Raw genomic sequence first — 23,739 nt, forward strand, 5'->3', positions numbered from 1 at the left:
GCGTCTGGCAATGAATAGCGCGCGGAAACAAATGATAACAGCTGGTTATGCGGACCTTCCTTTTGGCATTCATTCGCAATGTAAGGCTGATTGTGTTGGGGTTATGGGCGTTCCGAGCGAAGTTAACACCGGGCCCCGATCCGGCACCTCTCTGGCACCCGATGCGCTGCGCAAAATGACTGCCCAACTTGGGATCGGACTGCCTGTAGATGGTCGGGATCTTGGCAATCTGGACCTGTCAGGGGATTGGCCTGCCGCGTTGGAACAACTTGTGACGCAAATGGTGGATCACGGTGTTGTACCCGTTGTCTTGGGTGGCGCGTCTGATGTCGCCTCGGGTGTGCTGGGGGCCTTGCCTGATCTGCCAGTTGTCGCGGCCATGCCGTTGGCCCGGCGTGATATCGCGACGCGAACAGCCAACACGATCTGGGTGGGATTGAACGGCGATCAACCTGCTGGTGTCTGGGATCTGATCAGCCAGCGCAAGATGGATTGGCGCACCGCGCGGCAGTTGGATGAAGGGCACGGCGACTATTCTGACACGCCCGAGCGCGCTGTCTTGTGGATCGACATATCGGTCATTGATCTGGGGCATGCAGCTGGCAGCGTCGGCCTAAATCCCGGCGGGATGAAACCTGAAACGCTGGTTTCCGTCATTGGTGCCATGTCCTGTAAATGGCAGGCGATTGTGATCACCGGCCTTGCGCCTGCGCGCGACACCAGGGGAATGTCGGAACTGGCGGCGATCGAAACCCTGAACGCGGCGTTGCACAATGAGTGAAGCGGCGCAAATACAGTTTGACGCGATCCCCAGTTTTCTGGGCGCATCCATTGGCGATCTGGAAGATCTCGTGCCCGGTCAGGTCGCGATTGCAGGCTATTTTTGTGACAATCTCGCCCGGCCATCGGCAGGGCAACGCTATCTCGCGCGCCAGCTTCGGTATGCGTCCTGCCCCACAGTAACACCCGCGAATGCAATTGACCTTGGGGACGTGAACGTCTTTCCGCTAGAACCTGACAAGCATTTTCTCGCAGTTGCCTCGCAATGTGAATCGGTTCTTGAAACCGGTGCCCGCATGGTGTTGGTAGGCGGCGATTCCAGCGGTTTGGAAGCGCTTGACGTCGCCGCAAGACAGGTCACAGGTGCGGATGTTCCCATCATTGGGGTCAATGGCGGCGCAGTGAGCCATTTGCCCCGCACCCAACCGGTCATCCTGTCTGTGGATTTACAAGAGCTTGCGGGCAAATGGGTATCGCACCCGCATCGCCTGACGGGAATGTCACCAGCACAAATGATCGCGCAAATTGACGCCACCCCGGGCGATACCATCGCGGCTGCGGTTTTTGGGCTTGCCCCGGAACTGGACAACCGTGGCAAGGCTGAAACCCGCGCTGCACTGGCGATCCTGCAAGCGGTCACAGCTCGTCTTGAGAAAGGAGCAGGCTGATGCCTCTACGTTCGGCCCCGTTGCCGCGCATGGCAGGGCATCTGTCGTTCATGCGCTCTCAGACCAAAGCAATCGGCGACGTCCGGTCTGGAGATCTGGCCGTACTGGGCATCCCGTTTGAAGATACAAACGCACCTCATGCAGGGCAATCTCTGGCGCCGCGTGCATTACGCGAAACCTCGGTCTATTTCGGTTGGCACGCAAATCCACAATTCAGTCACCCCGTAGATATCGATGCGCGTCAGGATATCAGTACCGATGGCCTGCACGAGCGGCTTTGTGATCTCGGAGATATTGCACCGGGGTCCGAAGATGCGATCCACGCGGCCTTGAAGGCGGCCATGCGTCAGATCAGCGACAATGGCGCCTGTGCAATCTTTTTGGGCGGATCAGATCGCATGTCCGAGACGGCGCGGAGCGCGCTCCCTCATTGTCAGACAGTGCAGCTTGGCGGTACACCAGCCGATGCGCGCGATTTTCATATTGCGCCCTTGCCGAACGGAACGACCACGCCGGTAAATAGAGATACTGCCGCGCAGCGTGCCGCGTTTTCAGAGTGGCGGGATCCATCAAAGCCGTTGTTTGTTCGGTTTGATCTCTCGGTGTTTGAAACATCGCTCAGTGCGCTTTGTGATCGGCCCCGTTTGGGGGGCTGCGATCTTGCGACGGTGGTGCAATGGCTTGAGCTTTTGGGACGGCACGAGGTCAGCGCCATTATGTTGACCGGTCTGAATCCGAACCGTCCCGGAATGGGTGTCGTGAAGGTTGGCCAACGCCTGATGGTCACGGCTCTTCTGGCGTTTATCTATGCGCGCCTCGGCTTTGGGATTGATTTTCCGCGCCGCCAAACTTCCAAGGAAAAAGTACTGACATGACTGCAGCGATAACGACATTTCTCCCGCCTCTGGCACAACCGGGGTATCGGCTGTTTGATGGGCCTCTGCTCGATGCCGCCGACGTCCGTCCGGGCCAAATCGGTGTGGTGGGTATGCCCAGCGATTGGACACATTCAAGCCGGCTCGGAACCAGGTTTGGTCCCGAGGCGCTGCGTAAGGCAACGACGGTATTGCAATCCATGCGACCGCAGGGGGTCAGTTTTGATCCAGATACGGGCCAAAGAAGCGCAACGGCCAGCGACTGGCTCGTGGATTGCGGGGATGCAGTGATCACCCCTGAGGATGTAGACGCAACCACCGAGGCCATTGCCGCAATGACCGAGGCGCTGAGCGTTGGAGGGGCGATCCCTCTGGCACTGGGCGGTGATCACTATAATAGCTTCCCGGCCTGCCTTGGCTATTCCCGTGGGTTGGCCAAACGCGCACCAAATGCACGTTTTGGGTATATCCAGATCGACGGTCATCTGGATTTCTCTGACCGGCTTGGCGCGTGGGGCAGCCATAACCACGCAACCAATGCCCGTCGGATTTCCGAACTGCCCAATGTCGACGTGTCCAATATGGTTTGGGTCGGGATCACCGGTTGGGTCGACAGCGGTGAACTCGCCTTGATCGAAGAGCAGGGCGGTCGGGTGTTTTCGGCTGGCGACGTACATAAATTGGGGACGGCAGAGGCAATTCGTCAGGCGTTGGAGCATGCCATGAAGGGATGTGACGAACTGTATCTGTCAATCGACATCGATGCGATGGACGCTGGCTACCTCCCCGGCACCGGCTCAATCGTTCATAGCGGTATTACACCGCGTCAGTATTACGATCTGCTGGATGGGCTGGCCGAGGCCCCGTTGGGTGGACTGGATATTGTTGAGGTGTCCCCTCCTCTTGATCCGTCGGAGCGTACCGAATTTCTGGCTGCAGAAATGTTGTTCCGGATCCTGCGTCGCTTCCGCACACAACCTGTGACCGGGGCGGTGACAGAGCAATGATGGACTACAAAGGAACAGAGCAGCTGGGTGGGTTTTCCCATGCAGGAAAAACACTTGCGCCCGCGACACGGCCCTGGATCACAGACCTGTCAGCGCTTTGCCCTTACGAGGGCCTGCAACCCGGGAACCTACCGGAATTTGAACGCGACCCGAATTGGGACAACTGGGCGCTCACCGACAGTCCCAAAGACCCGAACCTGCGCCTGAACTGGCATCTATTTGAGGACGGTGGAAGAAGATTGATGGTCGCCGACCGGATGCTTATGAGCCGCGTCAGCTGGCAGGATCTGGATGATGCGGGGTATGTCCATGGCACAGAGCTGTCGATTGATGGACGCCTGTTTCGCTGCCGGTTGCTTACGGGGGGGGATACGCCCTGTAGTGACCCTTTTCAGGGGGCGACGCGCCCCAATGAATGGGATGCGCTGGTGGGGGGCAGCGGGGCGTTGAACGCTCCGCAACCGGACCCGGCCAATAGTACAGCACCGCTTTGCCCGGATCATCTGACCTCGCCTCATAACCGTTTGTGGAACTGGTTCGGCGCGGTCAGCTGGACCGCCGAACCGGTTGCCAGACGGGCCGATGGGCGGGTGTGCAGGGGCTATCATGGCCCGACCTATTTTTACGTGAATACTGTGGACCACCGGCATGAAGATATCGGGTGGCGACCAGTTCTTGAGGAAGCGCTATGACTGCAAACCCCTTTGCCAACTTTATCGCCGGATCATGGGTTGCTAGCAGCGACGCGGCCCCCAATGTCAACCCGTCCGACCTGAACGACACGATCGGCGAGTATGCCCGGGCAAGCGCCGATCAAACGGTTGACGCAATCGAGGCCGCGGCCGCGGCCCTGCCGAATTGGCGCAAGACATCGCCTCTGGTCCGGTTCGAAGCGCTCGACCGGATCGGGTCGGAAATCCTCGCCCGTGTAGACGAGCTGGGCGATATGCTGGCCCGCGAAGAGGGCAAAACCTTGCCCGAAGCCAAGGCCGAAGCGCATCGCGCCGGGCATTTGTTCAAATATTTCGCGGCTGAGGCGTATCGTGCGACCGGCGACACCTACCAATCTCTGCGCGAAGGTGTGTCGCTAAATGTTGTACGCGAGCCAATCGGCGTTGTGGGCGTAATCACGCCCTGGAATTTCCCACTGGCGATCCCCGCATGGAAAATCGCACCCGCTCTGGCCTATGGCAATACGGTTGTGTTCAAACCTGCCGAACTGGTGCCCGGATCGGCATGGATGTTGTCCGATATTATTGCCCGTGCGGGCGTGCCTGAGGGGGTGTTCAACCTTGTGATGGGAAAAGGCCGTGAGGTTGGGGAGGCAATCGTTACGCACCCCAAGGTGTCCGGGGTCACATTCACCGGTTCCACACCCGTCGGTCGCCATATGGGGGCGGCGCTGTTTGCGCGAGGAGCGAAAATGCAGCTGGAGATGGGGGGGAAGAACCCCTTGATCGTGCTGGATGACGCCGATCTGGATCTGGCGGTGCACTGCGCCGTTCAGGGCAGCTTTTTCTCAACCGGACAACGCTGCACAGCGTCTTCCCGCCTGATTGTGACCGAGGGCATTCACGACGCATTTGTTGACCGTCTTTGCGCGGCAATGAAAGACCTTCGGATCGGTGATGCGCGCGCTCCGGAAACCCAGATTGGTCCGGTCGCCAGTGAAGCGCAGCTCGCCATCGACAAACGATACGTGTCTCAGGCTGTGGATGACGGTGCAACGCTTGCCGCAGGTGGTGGCGAGGTCAAATCCAAAACAACCGGCCATTACTTTGCGCCTGCGTTGTTTACGGATGTGTCACCCGACGCAGCCGTGGCACGAGACGAAATCTTTGGGCCCATCGCCGCCGTGTTACGCGTGCCGGATTACGACGCCGCCCTGGCCACGTCCAACGACTGCGAATTTGGATTGTCCGCAGGAATTGTCACGCGGGATCCCGCCAAAATCGATCACTTCTCGCAGAACGCCGAAGCAGGCATGATACAAGTCAATCTGCCCACCGCCGGCATGGATTTCCACGCACCCTTTACGGGCCGAAAGGGATCCTCTTATGGTGCACCGGAAAAAGGCAGCTATTGCCGCGAGTTTTTCACGGCGGCCAAGGTTGTACACGCGGGGCGCGGATAATGTCGCAGACACCTTTGAAGGGCATTCGTGTTCTTGATCTGACCAATGTCCTTGCCGGTCCGTTCTGTTGTCATCATCTGGCGCATCTGGGCGGCGAGGTTATCAAGGTCGAAGCCGTCGGTCGGGGCGATCTCGCCCGCCAACTGGGGGCCGACCCAGAGCTGAACAAAGTCAACATGGGCGTGTCCTTTCTCGCCCAGAACGCGGGCAAGAAATCGGTCACGGTCAACCTCAAGAACCCACGGGGTCGAGAGATTTTTCTGAAACTGGTCGAAACTGCAGATGTCGTGGTTGAAAACTTCCGGCCCGGCGTCATGACGCGCCTCGGCGTGGGCTACCAGACCCTGAAAGAGGCCAATCCGACCCTCATCTATTGTGCTATCTCCGGCTTTGGCCAAGAGGGCCCGTGGATACGCCGCCCGGCTTATGACCAGATCATACAGGGAACCTCGGGTGTGATGTCGATCACCGGGGATAGCGACAGCGCGCCGCTGCGCGTTGGATATCCGGTGGCAGACACTGTGGGGGGCATCACCGCAGCCTTTGCGATTTCATCTGCTCTGAACGCCAATCCGCGCGGCACCTTTATTGATGTGTCGATGCTGGAATCGGTGCTGGCGACAATGGGCTGGGTGGTGTCGAACTATCTGATCGCCGGCGTCAATCCGACTGCCAATGGCAATGAAAACCCCACTTCGGCGCCTTCCGGTGCGTTTGAAGCGAAGGGCGGGTTGATCAACATTGCCGCAAACAAAGACCAGCAATGGGAGCTACTGACGGACCACCTGGGATTGGCCGCGCTGCGCGAGCGGCCTGAATATGCCACGCGCGAGGATCGCAAACGCAATAGGCTGGCTCTGAAAACTGAGCTGGAGACCGTGTTGAAGACCCGGTCACCGCGCGACTGGGCCAAGGAACTCAATAGCATTGGTGTGCCATCAGGAGCGGTTTTGACAGTGCCGGAAGTATTGGAAATGCCGCAGGTTGCAGACCGCGGTTTCCTCGACCAGTTTGAAAACGTCCCCGGCGTCGGACGCGACATTCAGGTTGCCACGACCGGGATCAAATTGGACGGCAGCGCGCCCACCGTCGATGCACCACCGCCCACATTGGGGCAGCACAACTCTCAAATCTGGAGCGAGTTAGGTCTTTCACCGGAAGACATTGAAAAACTGGCAAAGGATGGCGCGATATGACGGACCCCGCAGGACGCAATGACGCCGATGCCATTTGCCACTGGTGGCGCACCGAAATTATCGACATGGCTCCGGGGCGGATCGCCTTTCGCGGCCACCCGATCCAGGACCTGATCGGAAACGTCAGCTTTGCTCAGATGATCTGGCTCATGGTGCGCGGCAATTTGCCCACGCCAGAACAGGCGGCGCTTTTTGAATGCGCGCTGGTGGCGGGCGTGGATCATGGTCCGCAGGCGCCATCGATAGCCGCAGCGCGTATGGCCGCGACCTGTGGGCTGGGGCTCAACAACGTCATGGCCACCGGGGTCAACATGTTGGGTGACGTGCATGGCGGCGCCGGTGAACAATGCGCCGAGCTTTATTTCGACGTCGCCAAACGGATGGATGACGGCGCTGAACAGGAAGTTGCCGTCCGCGACGGTATCGCCGCCTGGTGTGAGGAAAATGGCAAGATCGTCTCGGGTTTTGGCCACCGTTTCCACAAGCCCGTCGATCCCCGCGCACCGCGATTGATGGCGTTGGTACGCGAGGCCGCGATGTCAGGCACTGTAGAAGGGCGATTTGCCGATATCGGTGAAGCTATACAGACGGAAATCGGACGTAAGCGCGGTGCCGATATCGCGATGAATATCGATGGGGCCACGGCTGTTATCTTTTGCGAATTGGGGTTCCCGGCACCGCTTTCCCGGGGATTGTTCTGTCTTTCCCGCTCGGTTGGCGTCTTGTCTCATGGCTGGGAACAGATTCAACAGGGCGGGCGGAACAAGGGGCCAATGCCGCCGCGTTATCTGCCGGAATATATTGGTGTCAAATCGGAGCGCTAACCCGATGACCATTGATGGTGCGAACGCCTAAATTCACACCGAACTTGGCATTGAAGCGCCACTGGCGTGTGGACTGTTTTGCCGGTCTCGGTCATTGGGCATCCCCCCCTAGAAGCAGACCCAACATGTTAGTCTGAACAAAGATTCACTTCTTTGGTGTTGTCTTTGAAGGTATTTCAATCCAGGCGAGAATCGATACATTTTCACGCTTGTTCTGACGTCAGCGAAGCGCACCGAGCTGCCATCGCGACAAGCGCGGCGAATTCACACTTGGTCCGCGATGCGTGAGTTTGTCGATCGCTGGATTTCGCAGTCGCAGCTAAAGTCCGGTCTGGTGGGCCGCACCGCAGCGATGCGCGCCCTCGGTCAACGGCAGCAAAGGGCCGATCTCCTAACAAGTTGTGGAAAGAAATTACGGGATCACCTTAGATCTCAGCGTTATCGCTCAGATTGAACCAAGTTGGCTATGCTAGTTCGCTGATCATCGATTTCAGATGGCGCATGTCGGTACCGCAGCATCCTCCAAATACTTGGATCGACGGATTCTGCCTCGCAATCGCGGCAATCTGTTTACCAAGTTCAGCTGGATCGCCTTCGTCCAGCTCATCTGCTTCGTCAAGTTCCGCATGCGAGCAACTCGAAGCGTTCGCCACAAGGCCTCTCAGCCGGGGGTGGTTGCCAAGCGCTCCGGCGAAATGGGTAGGGTGAGCGCAGTTGACCATAAAAAACAGCGCCGCCGAGTCGGTTGCTGCGTCGATCTGGTCAATTCCGTCCACAAGTTTGGTCCCGTCTGCCAGGCACCCGTCTGTCTCAACAACCAGAGACATGATGATCGGCAGTTCAGCGTCCCGGGCGGCGAGGATGCATCCCGCTGCCTCGCTTGGGCGGTTGAATGTATAAGCGGTGACCAGATCGAGGCTTGTGTCTTTCAGGCTGTGCATTTGAGCGGCGTGGTATTGACGTGCATCTTCGACGGGTACCGGCGGGATGTCGGCGTAAGGATCATGGCGCGGGCCGATGCAGGCCGACACCAGTACATCATCGCGAGCGGCAGCTTGGCGCACGTCTTCCATTAGACTGACCGCATCTTTGTTTACTTCGGCGAGCCGCTCTGCATCGTACCCCAAGGGCGCTGCCCGGTCGGCGTTCGCCATCCATGTGGGCGCATCAAGGATGCATCCGACATTCATTTCACGGGCCAGATCGACAAGAGCCTGCATTTGACCGGCCAGTATCACCCTGGTGCCAGGTTCTTCCAGCAATGGAAACGACGCGAAACCGGGAAGCTCAATTCCATGATTGAAAATCAGGTCGGTGCCAGTGCCGGCGTAAACCAGAAAGGGCTTGTTACCTTCGAGTGGGAGCTGTCGCGCCATTCTGATCCACGCCTATTGCCGTTACCTCTGCACAAGAAACCTACTTTGTCTCGGGCCTCCTGTGAACCTTAGGACTGCGACAGGGTGTATTCCGTCACTCTGATCCCCACGCCAGGCCAAACACCAGGTCATGTCTCGGTCGAAATCACCAGTGGCGACCGGCGCGCTCTGATTACAGGTGATGCAATCCATACAACCGCCCAGTGCTGGCATCCCGAGTGGCATTTTATGTTTGATTCCGATGCTGAGATGGCCGTGACATCCCGTCGGAAACTGTTGGAAAGCGCCTCGGAAACGGGATGTATTGTGCTGGGAAACCACTTCGCTTTGCCGTCTATTGGTCGGGTGAAGGCGGACAACGACGCGTTTCGCTGGGAGGACTAGCCCAGGTTGTATTTTGATGTGCGCGGGTCTGTTGTGGGATGGCGGCTGACGTGAAAGTTCGACGCGCCGCGCAGCTTACAGGCAATGATCGGCGAAACTAAATCTCGAACCCATTGGGCTATGTCACATTCCCTTGAATTCTTGTTTCACAAGCTTTCTCTCTTCACCATTTTGTGAAAGCCTGAAGCAGTTATGAGTGACAGAGTGTGCAATTTTCAGAAAACAGTGGTTCTTTCTGAACTCCAATCAGCTCTCTTGGACGGAATTTGTGATCACTGCGAGGTGACAAGTTCGGAACTGGCCAAGAGTGGAGAGGTGCTGGAAATATGTGGACAAGAGTACTGTTTCGATTATGAAACCGGTGTGTCCACGGAGACTGAAATTTTGTTGTGCCCCAGCTGTCACGAGGCAAACCATCTGGACGCGCAGCGACAGCATAACCCTTGCCACATCTCTGCAAGACGCAGCCGGGAAAACATGGGTTAGTCGATGGGTTCAGGAGGCGAAGCTTTGGAACGGTTTTTGCAAGAACCATCGCTGGTCCAATTTCGGTAGTCTGACAGACCAAGCTCGTCCCACATCCAGCCGAAATCATACTCAGCCACCGGAGAGCCGGTCTGGCGCGCGCTGCGGTTTTCGATTGTCTTCAGCCAGTCTATGACTTTCTTCCTGCCCGCCGTGCTGCGAACGGCCTGGCGCGGGGTCTTGCCATCCAGGGCAGGAATCGGCTGGTCAAGCGTATCGCGGTAATGCTGTTCGAGATATTCGTGGGCCATCTGACGGGCAAGGGCACGGGGGATGTCCTCTTCTTCTGCCACTCCGTTACTCGTGCTGTCATCCGCCATCATCTGTTCGGCGGTCTGGATTGATGTCAGCGGAGATTTCACCAGGTCGCCCAGGAGGTCCCGGACCAGGGCTTCGCCGCGTTCAGCGCGCGCTGTAGAGCTCACAGAAAGTGTGAGTGTCCGACCTTTCAGATCTAGGGACCCAAGCACGGAGGCCCCTGACATTGATTTGTCCAACACGAGGCCGGTGCCGTGCTTGGTGCCGGACGGGGTGTCGAGGTCAAGCCAGGTCCAATCCTTCTGGCCTGAGATCACGAGTTCTGCGGACTGTGTTAGCTTTTCAGATACCTGGCTTTGCGTCACTTTGCTGGCGAGGGGGAAGCGCATGTCGTGAAAGAGCAGGTTGTCGCCATCGCTGTTGCTGATTTGTGGTGGTTCCGGATCCAGTAGGTTCGGCAGATGTGCGAAGAGCCAGGCATTGGTGAAGAGGGGTGCGGAACGGTGTAGCTGATCCTGTGTCAGCCTCAGTTCAACGTCGGGGTTCAATTTCAACACGGAGCGGAGCCCGTCTTCAAAAAACGCGACGGTGTCGGGGTCGAATGGGAGCAGCGCCCCCGAGATCACGTTATAATCCCCCTGTGCGACAACCCGAGCTGCGATGCGATCCCATCGCTGCAGCATCTGCGTCGCGCTGTGTTCCCGGACGGTAACCGGCTCTGCGTCCGAAAGCATGTTGCGCAAGACCATGGATCTGCCGGGGTCTACCTCGCTCACCTCATAAAGGCTGACCGACGCGTCCCGCAATCCTTTGATATAGGCGCGGGTCTGCGCACTCTCCTTGGAACCGCTCCCTTTCAGATAAGCATCCGCAGCGTTTTCGGCGTCCGCTCCGAATGTCCTGCCCAGCAAATCTTCCAGGCCACCACCCCACAGGACCATCGGCCAATCCTCGCCCAGCAAGTCGCCCAGATCCTCGAACTCAAGATCGAAGGCCTCGAGCGCTGGCAGAAAATGCTCGTCCAACACATCAGCGAGCCGCTCATGCCAAATCTCGTCACGGGTGATAAACCCGATGAGCCCACCAAGATCGTTCCCCGTTGTCATCTTCAGCTTCTCCCTGTTTGCCGGACAGGGGCGATTTAGCGCAGATTGCAACCGCCAGCCAGCCCACACGCGTATGCAGACCTGCGTTACATGGAGGGACTTGTCATGGCGAATGCTATGTCTTTGGCTCCCGCCCAAAAAGCTCTGTGAAAAGCTTTTCGGAGCGGCGCAGGCCTTCATCGGTCAGTACCACCGATTTTGCCTTTCCAACCGGGTCCAGGATCAATCCGTTACGGTGCAGGCGATCAAGCGCTCCCCAGTCAAAGCCTTAGGGCCGTCCTGAACCCAGCGAATTCGGGGATGTTGCGAGCCGCTTCGACGACGGGTGTGAGCCCAACTAGTGGATTCGTCAGGGCGTTTCCGCCGGTATTCTATGATTGCTAAAAGATGGTGGTGCTGATCGCTGTCGTATTAGATTTTCCGCAAATATGCCCAAGAGACGTATCCCTTAAGCTTGCGCGCGCGCTCCAAAGAGACGCGGCACCAACGGGTGCCACCGGTCTGCTCACAGCCGTGAACTCGTAGTGCGGTTCCATTTGGAAGACCAACGATCACATTGAACCCTGTTCCAGGCCCACTGCGCATTTTTAGCATGTCACCGTCTTCGACGCCAAAAACCTCATATGTTCCGAGTGACGCGGCCGCCGCCGGTTTAACGTCCATGACGACCCCCAGGAACAAAGCCATTAGGGGTAAAAAGATTGCATTGCGCATCGCGATGTCCTGCTTATTGCCTCAACGACAATCGTAGCAACTCGGGTCACCAAGAGGAACAACTCCAAGACAGAAATGTAGGTGATACCAAAGCTTCAAACGCTACATTTCTTCCAAATGGTGGGGAACCCTGGCCCAGTTGGGGGCATCTTTCACAAAAACCTTGCTCGTTGGCTTGAAGTTGTTTGGCTCATCCAATGTCCCAGCCGCAATGCTCGTCAATCCGAAGGCTGTCACGCCCCACAGGCCTGATCCGCAGGTGCCACAAAAATGCTTGATGACAGGTCGACCTTCCTTTGAGGTCTTCTCAAAGGTCCGTGGTTTGCCTTTCAGCAGCTGCAGGTCTTCCGACTTTATCATGTACCCGGCATAACCGTCCGTTCCGGTCATCGATAGGCAATCACTGCAAAAACACATGAGTTGCATTACTGCGCTGCCAGTGACCTGGTATCGAACCTCACCGCAAAAACATCCGCCTTCCAAGATTTCAGCCACGTTGCCTTCATCCTTCTATTTCGTTTTGCAAGATATGAGAAAACCGTACCTACTCTGGCCAGTGGTCACAACGGTTCCAGCAGCGGAATGTGGAATGGTGCCAATATGAGCTCCTGTACCTGGATGGGTACGAGGCAAGCATCAGACAGATTGAGTTGTCGAATGTTTTCATCACGGTTCTGAATCCTTGCCAATTGACTGTTCCAGCAAAGTCATTGGACAGACGAGCTTTATTGATCGACAATCGCGTCATGGAGCTGACAGACACCACACCTGTGCACCTGATCCATGTGGACCCTGAGATCAACATGGCGCGGTTCTATGGCATCGAGTTGCAGCCGACGTTGTTTGGGGAGGTTTCAGTGCTTCGTACCTGGGGGCGTATTGGCACGAACGGGCAAGCCATGATGGTGACGTATGATGACGAAGCCCTGGCTAGTGAAGCGCTCCACAATCTCGAAAAGCAAAAGCTCCGTCGAGGGTATGTTCCGGTCGGTGAGTGACTTCGGGCTGCAGTCTGTTTCTGTGGCAAATCCCGAGCCTTTCGGCTCGTGAGCAGGCTCTAGGTTTCAGCCGACGTATCGGCTTCCACCCAGAACACCCCAGAATGATCTCCCTGTCCCAGTAGCCCCTGACCCGTCTCTTGCGAGCCGGGGCAGGGGCTTTGGGTCATGGTCGGTCCATGCCGTGGTGATCTGCCCATTCGGGTGACGGTCCCTTTTGCGCTCACGCAGGATCAGAGATCCTTTGTCCTTTCCTTGTGGGTCAGGCGGGATTTGGACAAGCCAAACGCTACCTTCCGTAAGGGGGAAGGCGCGGCCTCCCCCCTCGGACAAGACAAATAGACAATACCGTGTCCTCGCGCGCCTGCGCTGCGGGCCGCACCACTCTTGTCGATTGGTCCTGTCTCGCCCCTCTCCGCGTTCGCCACGGGGCAGGTTTTAGAGACGACGCCCTTTCAGGGCTCGGCTCAAAACCAGCACCAAAGGGGATCAACCCCAGAGGTCGCACCACAAAAGGAGAGACGGTTTTGGACATTGAAAAGACAAAAGACATCGACACTGACACCAGCCTGCAGGCGGCAGAGATTGCGACCCAGAATGACCTATTTCGGAAAGCGCTGATCGATCCGACTGCGGCAATCGAGATGCATTCTAAGGGAATTCAGGGTCAGGTATTTGTCACGCCCGGCGTGTCAGGTGAAGGGATGGAGTTCCAGACTGCAGCTTTGGCAGCGGTGGCGTCGGATGACCAGTTTGACGAGGGCAATGACCCCTATGGCGATCACACCTTTGGGGCGGTGACAGTCCGTGACCAGAAGCTGTTCTGGAAGATCGATCTTTACGACACGGACTACACGTATGGGTCCGACCGGCCGTTTGACACGTCAGTGACGCGCCGCGTTCTGACCATCATGTGCCCCAGCGAATACTGATCTCAATCCCAAACCGGAAAGGAGGTGAACACCATGAGCAATGAAATCTTGCAGCAACGTATCGCAGAAGCGTGGGCGCTAATCAGGAAGGGCGACAATTTCCACATCGCGCGCCGCTTCCTGATCCAACACGCAGCCATCTAAACGGCTCCGCTCTACCCCGGAAGGGGTAGGGCACCCTTAACACGATCTCAAACACTCAAACAAGGATTTGCCCCATGAGCAAAGTCGAAACATTCACCGCACCGGAAACCATCGAAACCGTATCCCTGTCCGATCTCTACCTGTCTGACATCAACCCACGACAGGAGGTTGGTGAGGAAGGTATTGCACTTCTGGCCGACAGTTTGGTTATGTGTGGCTTGATCCAGAACCTCAGCGGGTTGCGCGATACCGATGGCAAAGTCGCAATCGTTGCCGGTGGTCGCCGCCTACGGGCTCTGAACATCGCCGTGACTGAGCGCGCTGATCTGGCACAGGTTCCCGTTAAGGTCACGGACAATCCCTTCGTGGCTGAGCAATGGGCCAATGCGGAGAACACCGCCCGTGAAGAACTGGACCCTGTGGACGAGGTCCGTGCTTATGGCAAAATGGCCGAGAAATCTCTGTCTATTGCCAAGATCAGCAATGCGTTTGGCGTGACCGAATCCCATGTGCGCCGCCGCCTCGCGCTTGCCAGTCTGCCCGCCGCCGTTCTGGATGCGCTCAAAGCCGGTGAGATCAGCATGGGGCTGGCCAAGGCCATGACCGTCAGCACCGAAGAAGAGAAAATTCTGGAGGTTCTGGAACGGGCCAAAGAATGTCGGTGGTTCAGTGAGCATGATGTCAAACAGGCACTGACGTCGGAGGCTGTTAGCAGCACTAGCCGCAAGGCCGTATTTGTCGGGCAGAAGGCTTATGTTGAGGCGGGCGGCACCGTCACCGCTGATCTGTTTGCCGATGAAACCCTATTCAATGAAGGCGCGTTACTGGATCGTCTGTTTGCCGAGAAACTGGCGGTAGAAGCGGAAAAACTGCGCGACGCGGAAGGCTGGGACTGGGTGGACACCCATGAGGAAAGCTACATTCCCTATGGGTTCTCGGGTACGAAAGACATGCACCGTTTGGACATGGTGAGCCGGGACTTCACCGAAGGACAGGCCGAACGGTATGACGAACTTGCCGAACTCTATGAGGGTGAGGCTCTGGACGCGGATGGTGAAAAGGAGCTGGCCGCGCTTGAGGACTATACGGCGCCGTTCTATTCTGACGCGCAGCGCAAGCTGTCCGGCGTGTTTGTCTATGTCACCAACAATGGCGAGATCAAAACATCCCCGGCCTATGTCGCGGCGGAACATGTTCAGGCTGCCATTGAGGCTGGTGTTCTGGCCCCGGTCAAAGAACCGGAGATCAAGGAAGAACCAAAACCAGTTTATTCGCAGAAGTTCATCGACGACATGGTGGCGATCCGGCTGGCAGCGGTTCAAACGGCCCTGCTGGACAAGCCTGATTATGTGTTGAGCCTGTTTGCTTTCTTTGCCACCCCGGCCTCCGGTCTGAGCAGCAATCTGTTTGGGTTTGGCTATGGTGGTGCCGAGCGGAACACACCCGAGATCGATGACCAGTTCATCCTCGACCCGCGTCTTGGCGGAGAACGGGATGAAGCGGCACAGGCAGCCTATGACCAGTTCCACGAGATTGCCGCACAAGGCAGCGTGGAAGCGTTCAAAGCGTTTCGCGATCTGGGCAAGAAGACCCGCAATGGTGAGATCACGGGTTTTCTGGCCCGGCGGTTTCTGACCCAACGCCCGGAGTTCATGGCGGAGATCGAGGCTGAGATCGAGGCTGACATGCGCGCGATCTGGACCCCTTCGGCTGAAAACTGCTTCAAGCGTCTGAAAGGCTGGCAGCTGGATGATCTCTACAAAGACCTGCTGGACCTGCACATCGACGCCGACATGTTCAAAGCCTTCGCGAAATCCAAAAAGGGTGCCAAGAACGAGGCGCTGCACAAGCTCTTCAATGATCCAGAGCATCAAAAGGCACTGGGCGTGACCGAGGCACAGAAAGCCCGGATCGATGCATGGGTGCCGGATTGCTTCTGAAACTGGCAGGGCAGGGCGCAACGCGCCCTGCTTTTCAGCAATGATTTTTGATTTTAGTTCAATGGTATAGGTTGTTTTGACTTGAAAGGTTGTAGCCTGTAGGCTACATATAGGTATGATAGAAATTCGTAAGACGGACCTGTTCGACAAGTGGCTCAAGGGCCTGAAGGACCAAAGGGCGAGAGCCAGGATCTTGGTTCGCATCACGCGGTTGAGCCTGGGCAATCCCGGTGATGTGAAACCGGTTGGTGAAGGTGTGAGTGAACTGCGTATCTCCGAAGGGAAGGGGTATCGCGTTTACTATGTGTCGCGCGGTGACGTTTTGATCGTTTTGCTGTGCGGGGGAGACAAGTCATCCCAGCAAGCCGACATCAAAACCGCCAAGGCGATGGCAAGAGAGTTGGAGTGAAAAACATGGGTGTCAAAACAACGAAGTTTGAAGCGGCTGACTATCTGGACAGCCCGGAAGCCATTCAAGCCTATCTTGAAGCGGCTTTTGAAACCAGCGACACGGCGCTGATCGCGTCGGCACTTGGCGATGTTGCCAAGGCCAAAGGTATGTCGAGTGTGGCCGACAAATCTGGTCTGTCTCGGGAAAGCCTCTACCGCGCACTTAGCGAAAATGGCAATCCCGAGTTTGGCACGGTGCTGAAAGTGCTGAGCGCTGTGGGTGTGACGCTCACCCCGAAAATGCACGTGAATTAACCCACTTTAAAGGCTATCCACCATGTCCACCGATGCAGCTCCGTCTACGGTTGAAAAAGCCGCCCGCCGCGTCTGGAAATCCGCGCAGATGTTCGTCGGGTTTCATACAGACCAGAAGGGCAAGCCGCGCACACAGCCGAAGCTCTGGCCGCCAAAAAACGGGAGCGCGTCGATCCATGGTGATCCCAGCGCGCAGGAGGCCATCGTGGTCGTCAAAGCCGCTGATCCGGACGAGGTACAGGACGTGCAGATCAAGCTGCACCCAAACCGCATTGTTGTGCGCCGCGATGCAGATGCCTGGTGGCAGGGTGTCGCTGTAGATGAGCATACCGTGACGGTCCGAATGGCCGACAACACGATCATCGAAATCCGCCATGACGGATCGGTGAAGCGGCGCTCGGCAGAGGACGAAACCCATGTTGAAGCAGATGGCAGCATCTTCAAGTTCACGGAATTTGCCGAGGCGCATATGACGGGTGACGGGGTGGAAATGACCCGCCGCACAGAGGATCGCATTGCCACGATCACAGCTGACGGTGTTGTCGATCGCGCGCGCAAGCGTTAGCCTGTAAAGAATACCTCCAGATTTTCCTTTGGTTAAACTCGTGGCCCGCTTCGGTGGGCCTTTTTCTTGGCGTACTCATCACTGTATCTGCCCGTGCGCCGGTCTCGCCCCGCGACAGCGCTTGAGAGAGTTCTTGCGGATTACCGGGGCGTCCTACCGAACCCGCCAATCCAAATTGAGTCCGGCTGTTTACCTGATCCGCACAAGCACGGACCAGGGCCGGACCGTCCGGTCTTTGGCCTCCGCCAGTTGGATAGGGCGGTTTGCACCGTCCGTCATTCTTCATCCTTTGCGACGACGGTCATACCGACCCAGAAGGGCAACCCCCAACTTAGAACTGAGCGCCGCGCCTGTGTCGGATCGAGGTGATGTTGCCGCCATCAAAGACATCGTTTTGTTCAGATGTTCCGCGCGCAGCGATCCCAGAAAGCCTTGCCTTTCACCAGGTCTGACAGTTTCAAGTACGTTGCCGGAGAAGATCCTCGGCTGCGGTGTTTCTGAAGGGATGAACATAAGCGGGCAGTCGGGGAAGACGCGCGGCGCCCGGGCCGGGCGCCGCGCTTCAACAAGGAATGTCCCCTGCGCCTGCGGCGCATTCCGCGCGGATCAAATTCCCTGCTGACATCCCCTTGATGCCCGCTTTTCCCTTGTTCATCGAAACACGCCATAGCGAGGATCAAACAATGGCAACTCAAACTCTGAAACTGAGCGTCAAGACCGGTGAAAAAGAAGGCAAGACATTCTGGGATCGATGCGGGGTGCTCTTCGTCAATACCGATGAGACCGGCACCATCACCTCGATCCAGGTCAAGCACAGCATGTTCCCTGGCGTTGAGATGGTGGCCTTCCCGAAGCGCACCGATGACGATCCCGTCACCGAATGACGGGAGGGCAGGGCGGCGCAAGCCGCCCTTTCTTCTGCTCCGGCCGCAGGCCGGACCACATATGCGCCACAGGTGGCGCGCGGTCCTAAGACCGGGCAGGGGTGCCGACCTGCCCCAATGCGGCAGCAGACAACCCTGCCACACCCGCCGCGAAAGCGGCGGGACATTGAGCGCGCTGAGGCGCGCGGAAAATGCCATACTGACCTTGAACGTGCCGGTATGTGACGGGCGCTGTTCGGGCAGCTCCCGCTTTGCGTGATTGCCCTGCGCCGGTCCACCGGCACCCACGCCTGCTGGCTGGAAAAGGGGCAGGACCCTTTTCCCGGCGTGGAGATTGCCTCCAAGAGCAAAACTGTTCCGGGGGCAATTTGAGAAAATACGGATTTCTAAAATCACCCCCGGTTTCCTCTTGGAGAGTATGACAGGATAAGGTAGTTGTGTTACAAGTCATAAAAACAACCAGAGGTATACATTGAGCAAGCCCGGCGACACCACTGTCTTTTCCGTTCGATTGCCGTCAGATGCGTTGGTGCGTTTGGAGGAGGCCGTGCAGTCGCTTGGGGCCAAGAGCCGCAACCAGATCATCCAACGACTGATCTATCGTCTGATCGGGTATCTCGATCCTGACCCGGCCGTTGTCGATCTCTGGCAGACGCACTTGCGGCAGGTTCAGGGTGGATACACCAACCTCAATCAGCTCGCAAAATCGGCCAAACGCGGTTCGGTGATCTGGACCGATGACGACCGGCGCGATGTCGAAAACCTCCATCGTGCGATCATCCAGCACCGGCAAGACCTGAAGGCGCTGATCACCGCGGCCCGCCGAAACCGAGAGCCAGACTCCGCCATTCGCCGAATCTTGCGCGACGATGAGAGGACATCTGAAGCATGAACGTCGCGGCTCACAATTTGACGGCAGGGGACTTTCTGGAGCTAGCCTTCCGGGAAGCGCAGAAGGGTATCGATCGGTCCAAGCAGATCAGCCAGCAGCTGCAAACCGCCAAGCGCATGAAGTTCATGATCTCGCGGGCCTCATCCATCAAGGCGCGGCTTGGTGCTGTGGTTGGAAAGCCCGAGGCGGTTGTGAAACACGTCCGCAAAGGTGGGGTGAAAAAAGCGCATGAGCTGCGCCGCCAGATCAATTACCTGACCGTCAGGGCAGAGGGCGTGTTGGACATCCGCGACAATGGTGTGACCCCGCTCGATGCCGATCAGGTGAGTGATCTGATCGAGACCTGGGCCGAGGATTTCAACGGGAAAACCAACTATGGTTATACCCGTCACATGATCGTTTCTTTTCCCGAAGGCACCTATCCGGATGCCGCGCATGAGGCCGGTTTGGACTTCGCGGATCGCCTGTTTGGGAGCGGTGATTTTGGCGATACCTGGGACTATCTGACCGTGTTCCACAACGACACTGACAACCCCCATGTCCACATCGTTGTGAATAACCGAGGCGTGGAACATGGGCAGTGGTTGGCTATGGGTATGAGCAGCGACATGAACATCGACGTTCAGCGCTCTATCCAGGTTGAGGTTGCCGAAGGATACGGAATTGAGCTGACCGCAACGACCCGCCTTGAGCGCGGTTTGCGGCAGGAAGTTGAGACCGACACGTGGAAGGTTCAGGCCGGACTGTCTGTTGTTGAAAGCACTCCGGAGGTTGAAGTTACGGCCCGCGACATGGCCGGTGATGTGATGACACTCTCCATCGCAAGAATGTCGGATCTGTTTGATGAGCGCGCCAACGCTGTCAAAGACCGGATCGAAGAGTTTGCCATCCAACTCGTTGAAAGTGAGGAACCTATGGTATCGAGAATGGAACATCTGCTGGATCAAGCCCATCATTTTGATGATTACGGCGAGCCAGGAGACCCGTCTTATGTGTCGCCCGAAGTCATGAGCAACTTGCGGCGACACATCGAATTAGGCGGTTCTGAGGAAACAATCGCACCCGAGCTGAAGGCTCAGGTTGTTGCCCATATCAGCGACGTTCGGGACAACGAACAGAGCCATCCGTATCTGTCTGCCCTTGCTGATATTGTCGATGACAAGGCGTTCCAGTCGTCCGCTGATTATGCCCCGGCAGCACGCCGGTACGAGGTCTATATACAGGACACCTTGGGCAAGGGGGCCTATGAGGACTTCCAGACTCAGACCAAAGAATTGCTGCAATCCATCGACAAGATGGAAGGGCTGGCCCGTGAGGTTGACGACCCTCATCTGCGTGTCGCTATGGATATTCAAATTGGCGAGTTGAAGGGCGACGTTGCGGACCTGCGCACCAACGATCCGGACCTTCAAGCCTTCATCATCGAGGACCGCCGCTATTCAACGATGATGGGAATGGGCACTGCCGAAATGGATGTCTTGGATTATTCAGAGGCCGGCAAGTGGGCAGCGATCCGCAAAGAAGTCACCGACACGGCCAGCAGCTACGGCCTCGATGGCGAGGCGTTCGTTGCCCGCTTTGGCGATCATCAGAACGTCACCCTGGGTACAACAATGGGATGGCGCAGCGACGACATTTCGACCGCCGCGGCCCACTTCCAGGCGCAAGGATTACCCGACAGCCACGACCGCGCTGAGGCCGTTGTTGACGAGCTGCACCAGCTTGCGTCTTCCAGGATCATCGCAATCTCAGAAGAACTTTCAGACGTTCACGCCCACGCAACGCACCCGCTCTTGCAGGGGCGCGGTGACGATGACGGGCACAGCTTGTAAGGACTTTAACCGGTCTGCCTGATGCGCGCGCCAACGCCCCAGGCAGACCCATCACAGAGTTTTCCATCAACTCGCAAAGGAAAAACTATGGTTTCGCGTACAGACTATCTTTTGAACGAAGTCGAACACTTCGCACCCTATTCCAGATTTGATCAATCCGCCCCGCGTGAAGATCGCGTTTCAGAGCAGATCGACATCATCAGGAAAGAACAGCAGGCGATGGGCTTTGATCGTGCAGCCATCGCCTCAAACAGCTTCGACATCGAGGACCAGGCCAACCGCCGTGTTGACGAACATACTGCGCAACAAGATCTGGTCGAAGAATTCAAAATCGAATTTGAAGCTGCGGAGCGGTCAGGGGAGCCGGTTGATCTGAACGATATGCAGGCTTTGGTTTCTCAGCACATGAGTGATGCTCAGGAATACGATCTGTATCACCCTTACTATTCGTCCCTTGCGGATCTGAGTGGTGACAAGGATTTTCAGGAGTCCGACGACTACCAGTCGCCCGGTGATCGCTATGTTCAGTATATGCAATCCGCTTTGGGGGAGGCCATCTTTGAGAACTACGAGCAGCAGACCAAGGACATCGTGAACTCCATCGAGAACATGGAGGCTCTTGCACGAGAGGTCGAAGATCCACACTTGCGTGCCGCAATGGACGTTCAGATCGGGGAGTTGAAAGGCGATGTTGCCGAACTGCGCCCATATGACACCGACCTGCAGGCATACACTTTGGCTGATGACAGCTACACCACATCCATGAATGCGGCCGAGTTGGACAACCTGGACCCCACGGAAGCCGAAAAATGGCTGGCTGTGCGTGATGACATTGTGGCGACCGCGCACAGCTTCGGTCTCGACGGAAGCAAGTTCCTGGCCCGCTACAACGATCATGACAGCGTTTCAATCGGCACAACGGCGACTTGGAAAGACGCGGACATTTCCACCGCTGCCGCCCATTTCAACAGCCAAGGCGTTCCGGACAGCTACGAGCGCGCGGAGGCCGTTGTTGGTGAGCTGCACCAAGTTTCATCCAGCAAGATTGCCGCCGTGGTGCAAGAGATTGCCCATACCCGCGAACAGGCTACCCACGTCCATGAGTATGATGGACACAGTCTTTAACCACGGAGGACATGATAGATGATTGTTCGCGCCGGTGAATGTGTTGCCGGGAACAGCGAGACCACCGGGTTGGAGTAATGTGGGGTCTGTTCCGATTGGGACGGACTCTTGTCCTTGGACATTCCGGGCATTCGCTGCACCACGTTTGAATAGGCAAGAAGCGGACAAAACAGTCTTTCGCTGGGACTAAAGCAATGTCCGCTCATAGTTTAGTGATCGTGGTGACAGAGTTTATGATCGGCAAGAGACGCGAGCACATAGCAGTTCTCTGACACTCCTTCGTCATCACAGCCCTTCGAAATCCGAACCAGCTCTTTTTCAAGAGCCCGTAGTCGTTTGATCTTTGCTCTTACTTCGGAAAGTTGTGAGACGGCGATGTCCGTTGCGGCTTGGCATGAACGATCCGGGTGGCCTTGAAGCACAATCAATTCGGAGATCGCTTCAATTGAGAAACCAAGATCGCGTGCATGCTTGATGAAACTGAGACGCTCTAGCCCTGCCACATCGTAGCGCCGTTGGTTGCCTTCGGTGCGTTCTGGTGCGGCAAGCAGGCCCATTTCCTCATAGTAGCGGATAGTCGGAACTTTGACCTTCGTGCGCTTGGAAAGCTCCCCGATAGAAAACATGAAAATACCTCTTGAACCTCTAGTAACTAGAGACACTACACTATGGTCACGACAGATACAAAAAGGGCTTCCCAATGTCAGCATGTTGCGGACACAACGCCAAATTCGACGGCGTATCAGACGACTACAAAAGGAGGCTGTGGATTGTCATTGCTCTGAACGCGGTGATGTTCGTCGTCGAGATGACTGCCGGTCACTATGCAAAGTCTCAGGCACTTCAGGCCGACGCTCTAGACTTCCTTGGGGATGCTTTGACCTACGGTATCTCGCTGGCAGTGATCGGGGCTTCAATCCGTGCACGCACCAATGCCGCTCTGGCGAAAGGGGTGAGCTTGCTGCTGATGGGTCTTTGGGTGTTTGGATCGACCGTGTACCGGGTGTTCTATGTCGGAGTGCCGGAGGCCGAGATCATGGGCATCGTTGGCTTTTTCGCTCTTATGACCAATCTCGCAAGTGTTCTCTTGCTCGTCCGTTACAAGGACGGCGATGCAAATGTGCGCTCTGTCTGGCTATGTTCGCGTAATGACGCCATTGGCAATGTGGCCGTTATGTTTGCAGCTTTAGGCGTCTGGGGCACAGCTAGCGGTTGGCCTGACCTGATTGTTGCGGCGGTCATGGCAACGTTGTTTCTTTCCTCTGCTTTCCAGATCGTGCGCCAAGCGCTCGCCGAGCGTCGGGAAGTTGGCGAACATGAGCATGTTTGACGTGGATTATGACCTTTGATCTCGAATGATACGAAATCGGCTCAATTTAGTTGGAAATACCAAGGACTCTCGCCATGAACCTGAAACGCCGCCAAGTACTGACTTACGCCGCTGGCTTTGCCAGCACAGTACCATTTGCCGCGTTTGCGCAAGACACGCCTTCCGTCCGTGTTCTCAAGGATCCGAACTGCGGCTGTTGCCAGGTTTGGATCGACATCCTGCGGCAGGAAGGCTTTCGCATTACCGAGGAGCGCAGCTTTGGAACACAGCTTGTCCGCCACAAATTGGACAACGGCATTCCCGAAGAAATGATGTCCTGCCACACAGGCGAGATCGATGGCTATATGATCGAGGGGCATGTGCCGGTTGCAGACATTCGTCGTCTGCTGGAGGAGCAACCCAGTGCTGTTGGACTTGCTGTTCCTGGCATGCCCTACGGTTCCCCTGGGATGGGGCCGGAAGATCGTCGTGAGGCCTACGACGTGTTTTTGATCCTCAAGGACGGTAGCACCGAGGTGTTCAAGAGTTACGAAGCGGCCTGAGGC

At 56.9% G+C, this 23,739-nt stretch carries 26 protein-coding genes and 1 pseudogene; 21 read left to right on the plus strand and 6 right to left on the minus strand.

Annotated features, from left to right (window positions below):
• Positions 1–103: 103 nt before the first annotated feature.
• From ACR0C5_RS17135 to ACR0C5_RS17170, 8 genes are read left to right on the plus strand one after another with little or no spacing between them, the layout of a single operon-like run.
• On the plus strand, positions 104–781 hold the full coding sequence (locus ACR0C5_RS17135; RefSeq protein WP_170474326.1) for an arginase family protein: 678 nt from the start codon (positions 104–106) through the stop codon (positions 779–781).
• The gene (locus ACR0C5_RS17140) at positions 774–1,448 is read left to right on the plus strand and encodes a hypothetical protein (RefSeq protein WP_170417821.1); all 675 of its coding nucleotides are present in this window, start codon (positions 774–776) and stop codon (positions 1,446–1,448) included. The genes ACR0C5_RS17135 and ACR0C5_RS17140 overlap by 8 nt, the downstream gene beginning before the upstream one ends.
• Entirely contained in the window at positions 1,448–2,323 is an 876-nt protein-coding gene (locus tag ACR0C5_RS17145; protein ID WP_170417818.1) for an arginase family protein, read from the plus strand. The genes ACR0C5_RS17140 and ACR0C5_RS17145 overlap by 1 nt, the downstream gene beginning before the upstream one ends.
• Positions 2,320–3,330, plus strand: a complete 1,011-nt coding sequence (locus ACR0C5_RS17150; protein WP_170417815.1) for an agmatinase family protein — start codon at positions 2,320–2,322, stop codon at positions 3,328–3,330. Before ACR0C5_RS17145 ends, ACR0C5_RS17150 begins: the two co-directional genes overlap by 4 nt.
• Positions 3,327–4,022 (plus strand): hypothetical protein, encoded by a 696-nt coding sequence (locus ACR0C5_RS17155; protein WP_170417812.1) that lies wholly within the window; start codon positions 3,327–3,329, stop codon positions 4,020–4,022. Before ACR0C5_RS17150 ends, ACR0C5_RS17155 begins: the two co-directional genes overlap by 4 nt.
• Positions 4,019–5,464 carry an aldehyde dehydrogenase family protein gene (locus ACR0C5_RS17160; RefSeq protein WP_170417809.1) on the plus strand — a complete coding sequence of 482 codons (1,446 nt, stop codon included), beginning with the start codon at positions 4,019–4,021 and terminating at the stop codon, positions 5,462–5,464. The genes ACR0C5_RS17155 and ACR0C5_RS17160 overlap by 4 nt, the downstream gene beginning before the upstream one ends.
• Positions 5,464–6,660: a CaiB/BaiF CoA transferase family protein gene (locus ACR0C5_RS17165; RefSeq protein WP_170417806.1), complete on the plus strand. Its 1,197-nt coding sequence runs from the start codon at positions 5,464–5,466 to the stop codon at positions 6,658–6,660. The genes ACR0C5_RS17160 and ACR0C5_RS17165 overlap by 1 nt, the downstream gene beginning before the upstream one ends.
• Positions 6,657–7,484, plus strand: coding sequence for a citryl-CoA lyase (locus tag ACR0C5_RS17170; protein ID WP_170417803.1), 828 nt, complete (start codon positions 6,657–6,659; stop codon positions 7,482–7,484). Before ACR0C5_RS17165 ends, ACR0C5_RS17170 begins: the two co-directional genes overlap by 4 nt.
• 464 nt (positions 7,485–7,948) lie before the next feature.
• On the opposite strand, the gene ACR0C5_RS17175 is transcribed toward ACR0C5_RS17170, so the two are convergent.
• A complete protein-coding gene (locus ACR0C5_RS17175; protein ID WP_170417800.1) occupies positions 7,949–8,860 on the minus strand; it encodes a homocysteine S-methyltransferase family protein in 912 nt (303 codons plus the stop codon).
• A gap of 84 nt (positions 8,861–8,944) precedes the next feature.
• On the opposite strand from ACR0C5_RS17175, the gene ACR0C5_RS17180 reads away from it, so the two are divergent.
• Positions 8,945–9,244, plus strand: a complete 300-nt coding sequence (locus tag ACR0C5_RS17180) for an MBL fold metallo-hydrolase (protein ID WP_170417797.1) — start codon at positions 8,945–8,947, stop codon at positions 9,242–9,244.
• Positions 9,245–9,726: 482 nt separating this feature from the next.
• Here the strand turns inward: ACR0C5_RS17180 and ACR0C5_RS17185 are convergent, their stop codons facing one another.
• From ACR0C5_RS17185 to ACR0C5_RS17200, 4 genes and pseudogenes are all read right to left on the minus strand, one after another.
• Positions 9,727–11,133 (minus strand): DUF7986 domain-containing protein, encoded by a 1,407-nt coding sequence (locus ACR0C5_RS17185; RefSeq protein ID WP_174819503.1) that lies wholly within the window; start codon positions 11,131–11,133, stop codon positions 9,727–9,729.
• Positions 11,134–11,248: 115 nt separating this feature from the next.
• Positions 11,249–11,389 (minus strand): annotated as a pseudogene (locus ACR0C5_RS17190) (DUF6429 family protein); the annotation flags it as partial.
• Positions 11,390–11,544: 155 nt separating this feature from the next.
• Positions 11,545–11,847: an SH3 domain-containing protein gene (locus ACR0C5_RS17195; protein ID WP_152460662.1), complete on the minus strand. Its 303-nt coding sequence runs from the start codon at positions 11,845–11,847 to the stop codon at positions 11,545–11,547.
• Between the two features lie 102 nt (positions 11,848–11,949).
• A complete protein-coding gene (locus tag ACR0C5_RS17200) occupies positions 11,950–12,342 on the minus strand; it encodes a GFA family protein (RefSeq protein ID WP_152460663.1) in 393 nt (130 codons plus the stop codon).
• Between the two features lie 215 nt (positions 12,343–12,557).
• Between ACR0C5_RS17200 and ACR0C5_RS17205 the strand changes: the two genes are divergently transcribed.
• The 10 genes from ACR0C5_RS17205 to ACR0C5_RS17250 all read left to right on the plus strand — a co-directional run bounded on the left by ACR0C5_RS17205 (position 12,558) and on the right by ACR0C5_RS17250 (position 21,864).
• The gene (locus ACR0C5_RS17205; RefSeq protein ID WP_237215935.1) at positions 12,558–12,845 is read left to right on the plus strand and encodes a WGR domain-containing protein; all 288 of its coding nucleotides are present in this window, start codon (positions 12,558–12,560) and stop codon (positions 12,843–12,845) included.
• Positions 12,846–13,372: 527 nt separating this feature from the next.
• Positions 13,373–13,777, plus strand: a complete 405-nt coding sequence (locus tag ACR0C5_RS17210) for a DUF3768 domain-containing protein (RefSeq protein ID WP_152460664.1) — start codon at positions 13,373–13,375, stop codon at positions 13,775–13,777.
• A 218-nt stretch (positions 13,778–13,995) separates the two neighbouring features.
• Positions 13,996–15,861 carry a ParB/RepB/Spo0J family partition protein gene (locus tag ACR0C5_RS17215; RefSeq protein ID WP_170417794.1) on the plus strand — a complete coding sequence of 622 codons (1,866 nt, stop codon included), beginning with the start codon at positions 13,996–13,998 and terminating at the stop codon, positions 15,859–15,861.
• Positions 15,862–15,976: 115 nt separating this feature from the next.
• Positions 15,977–16,270, plus strand: coding sequence for a type II toxin-antitoxin system RelE/ParE family toxin (locus tag ACR0C5_RS17220; RefSeq protein WP_170417791.1), 294 nt, complete (start codon positions 15,977–15,979; stop codon positions 16,268–16,270).
• A gap of 5 nt (positions 16,271–16,275) precedes the next feature.
• A complete protein-coding gene (locus ACR0C5_RS17225; protein WP_152460667.1) occupies positions 16,276–16,566 on the plus strand; it encodes an addiction module antidote protein in 291 nt (96 codons plus the stop codon).
• 22 nt (positions 16,567–16,588) lie between these two features.
• Positions 16,589–17,131: a hypothetical protein gene (locus tag ACR0C5_RS17230; RefSeq protein WP_170417788.1), complete on the plus strand. Its 543-nt coding sequence runs from the start codon at positions 16,589–16,591 to the stop codon at positions 17,129–17,131.
• A gap of 683 nt (positions 17,132–17,814) precedes the next feature.
• Positions 17,815–18,015, plus strand: coding sequence for a hypothetical protein (locus ACR0C5_RS17235; RefSeq protein ID WP_170417785.1), 201 nt, complete (start codon positions 17,815–17,817; stop codon positions 18,013–18,015).
• Positions 18,016–18,487: 472 nt separating this feature from the next.
• Positions 18,488–18,907 (plus strand): hypothetical protein, encoded by a 420-nt coding sequence (locus ACR0C5_RS17240; RefSeq protein WP_170417782.1) that lies wholly within the window; start codon positions 18,488–18,490, stop codon positions 18,905–18,907.
• Positions 18,904–20,739 carry a relaxase/mobilization nuclease domain-containing protein gene (locus ACR0C5_RS17245; RefSeq protein WP_170417779.1) on the plus strand — a complete coding sequence of 612 codons (1,836 nt, stop codon included), beginning with the start codon at positions 18,904–18,906 and terminating at the stop codon, positions 20,737–20,739. The genes ACR0C5_RS17240 and ACR0C5_RS17245 overlap by 4 nt, the downstream gene beginning before the upstream one ends.
• A gap of 21 nt (positions 20,740–20,760) precedes the next feature.
• Positions 20,761–21,864, plus strand: a complete 1,104-nt coding sequence (locus ACR0C5_RS17250) for a hypothetical protein (protein WP_170775031.1) — start codon at positions 20,761–20,763, stop codon at positions 21,862–21,864.
• 209 nt (positions 21,865–22,073) lie between these two features.
• Here the strand turns inward: ACR0C5_RS17250 and ACR0C5_RS17255 are convergent, their stop codons facing one another.
• A complete protein-coding gene (locus ACR0C5_RS17255; protein ID WP_170417773.1) occupies positions 22,074–22,490 on the minus strand; it encodes a MerR family transcriptional regulator in 417 nt (138 codons plus the stop codon).
• Positions 22,491–22,564: 74 nt separating this feature from the next.
• On the opposite strand from ACR0C5_RS17255, the gene ACR0C5_RS17260 reads away from it, so the two are divergent.
• Complete coding sequence (locus tag ACR0C5_RS17260) at positions 22,565–23,194, plus strand: cation efflux transmembrane domain-containing protein (protein WP_170417770.1); 630 nt, start codon at positions 22,565–22,567, stop codon at positions 23,192–23,194.
• Positions 23,195–23,268: 74 nt separating this feature from the next.
• Positions 23,269–23,736 carry a DUF411 domain-containing protein gene (locus tag ACR0C5_RS17265; RefSeq protein WP_170417767.1) on the plus strand — a complete coding sequence of 156 codons (468 nt, stop codon included), beginning with the start codon at positions 23,269–23,271 and terminating at the stop codon, positions 23,734–23,736.
• The last annotated feature ends 3 nt before the right edge of the window (positions 23,737–23,739 follow it).

Source organism: Ruegeria sp. N8 (assembly GCF_056531325.1).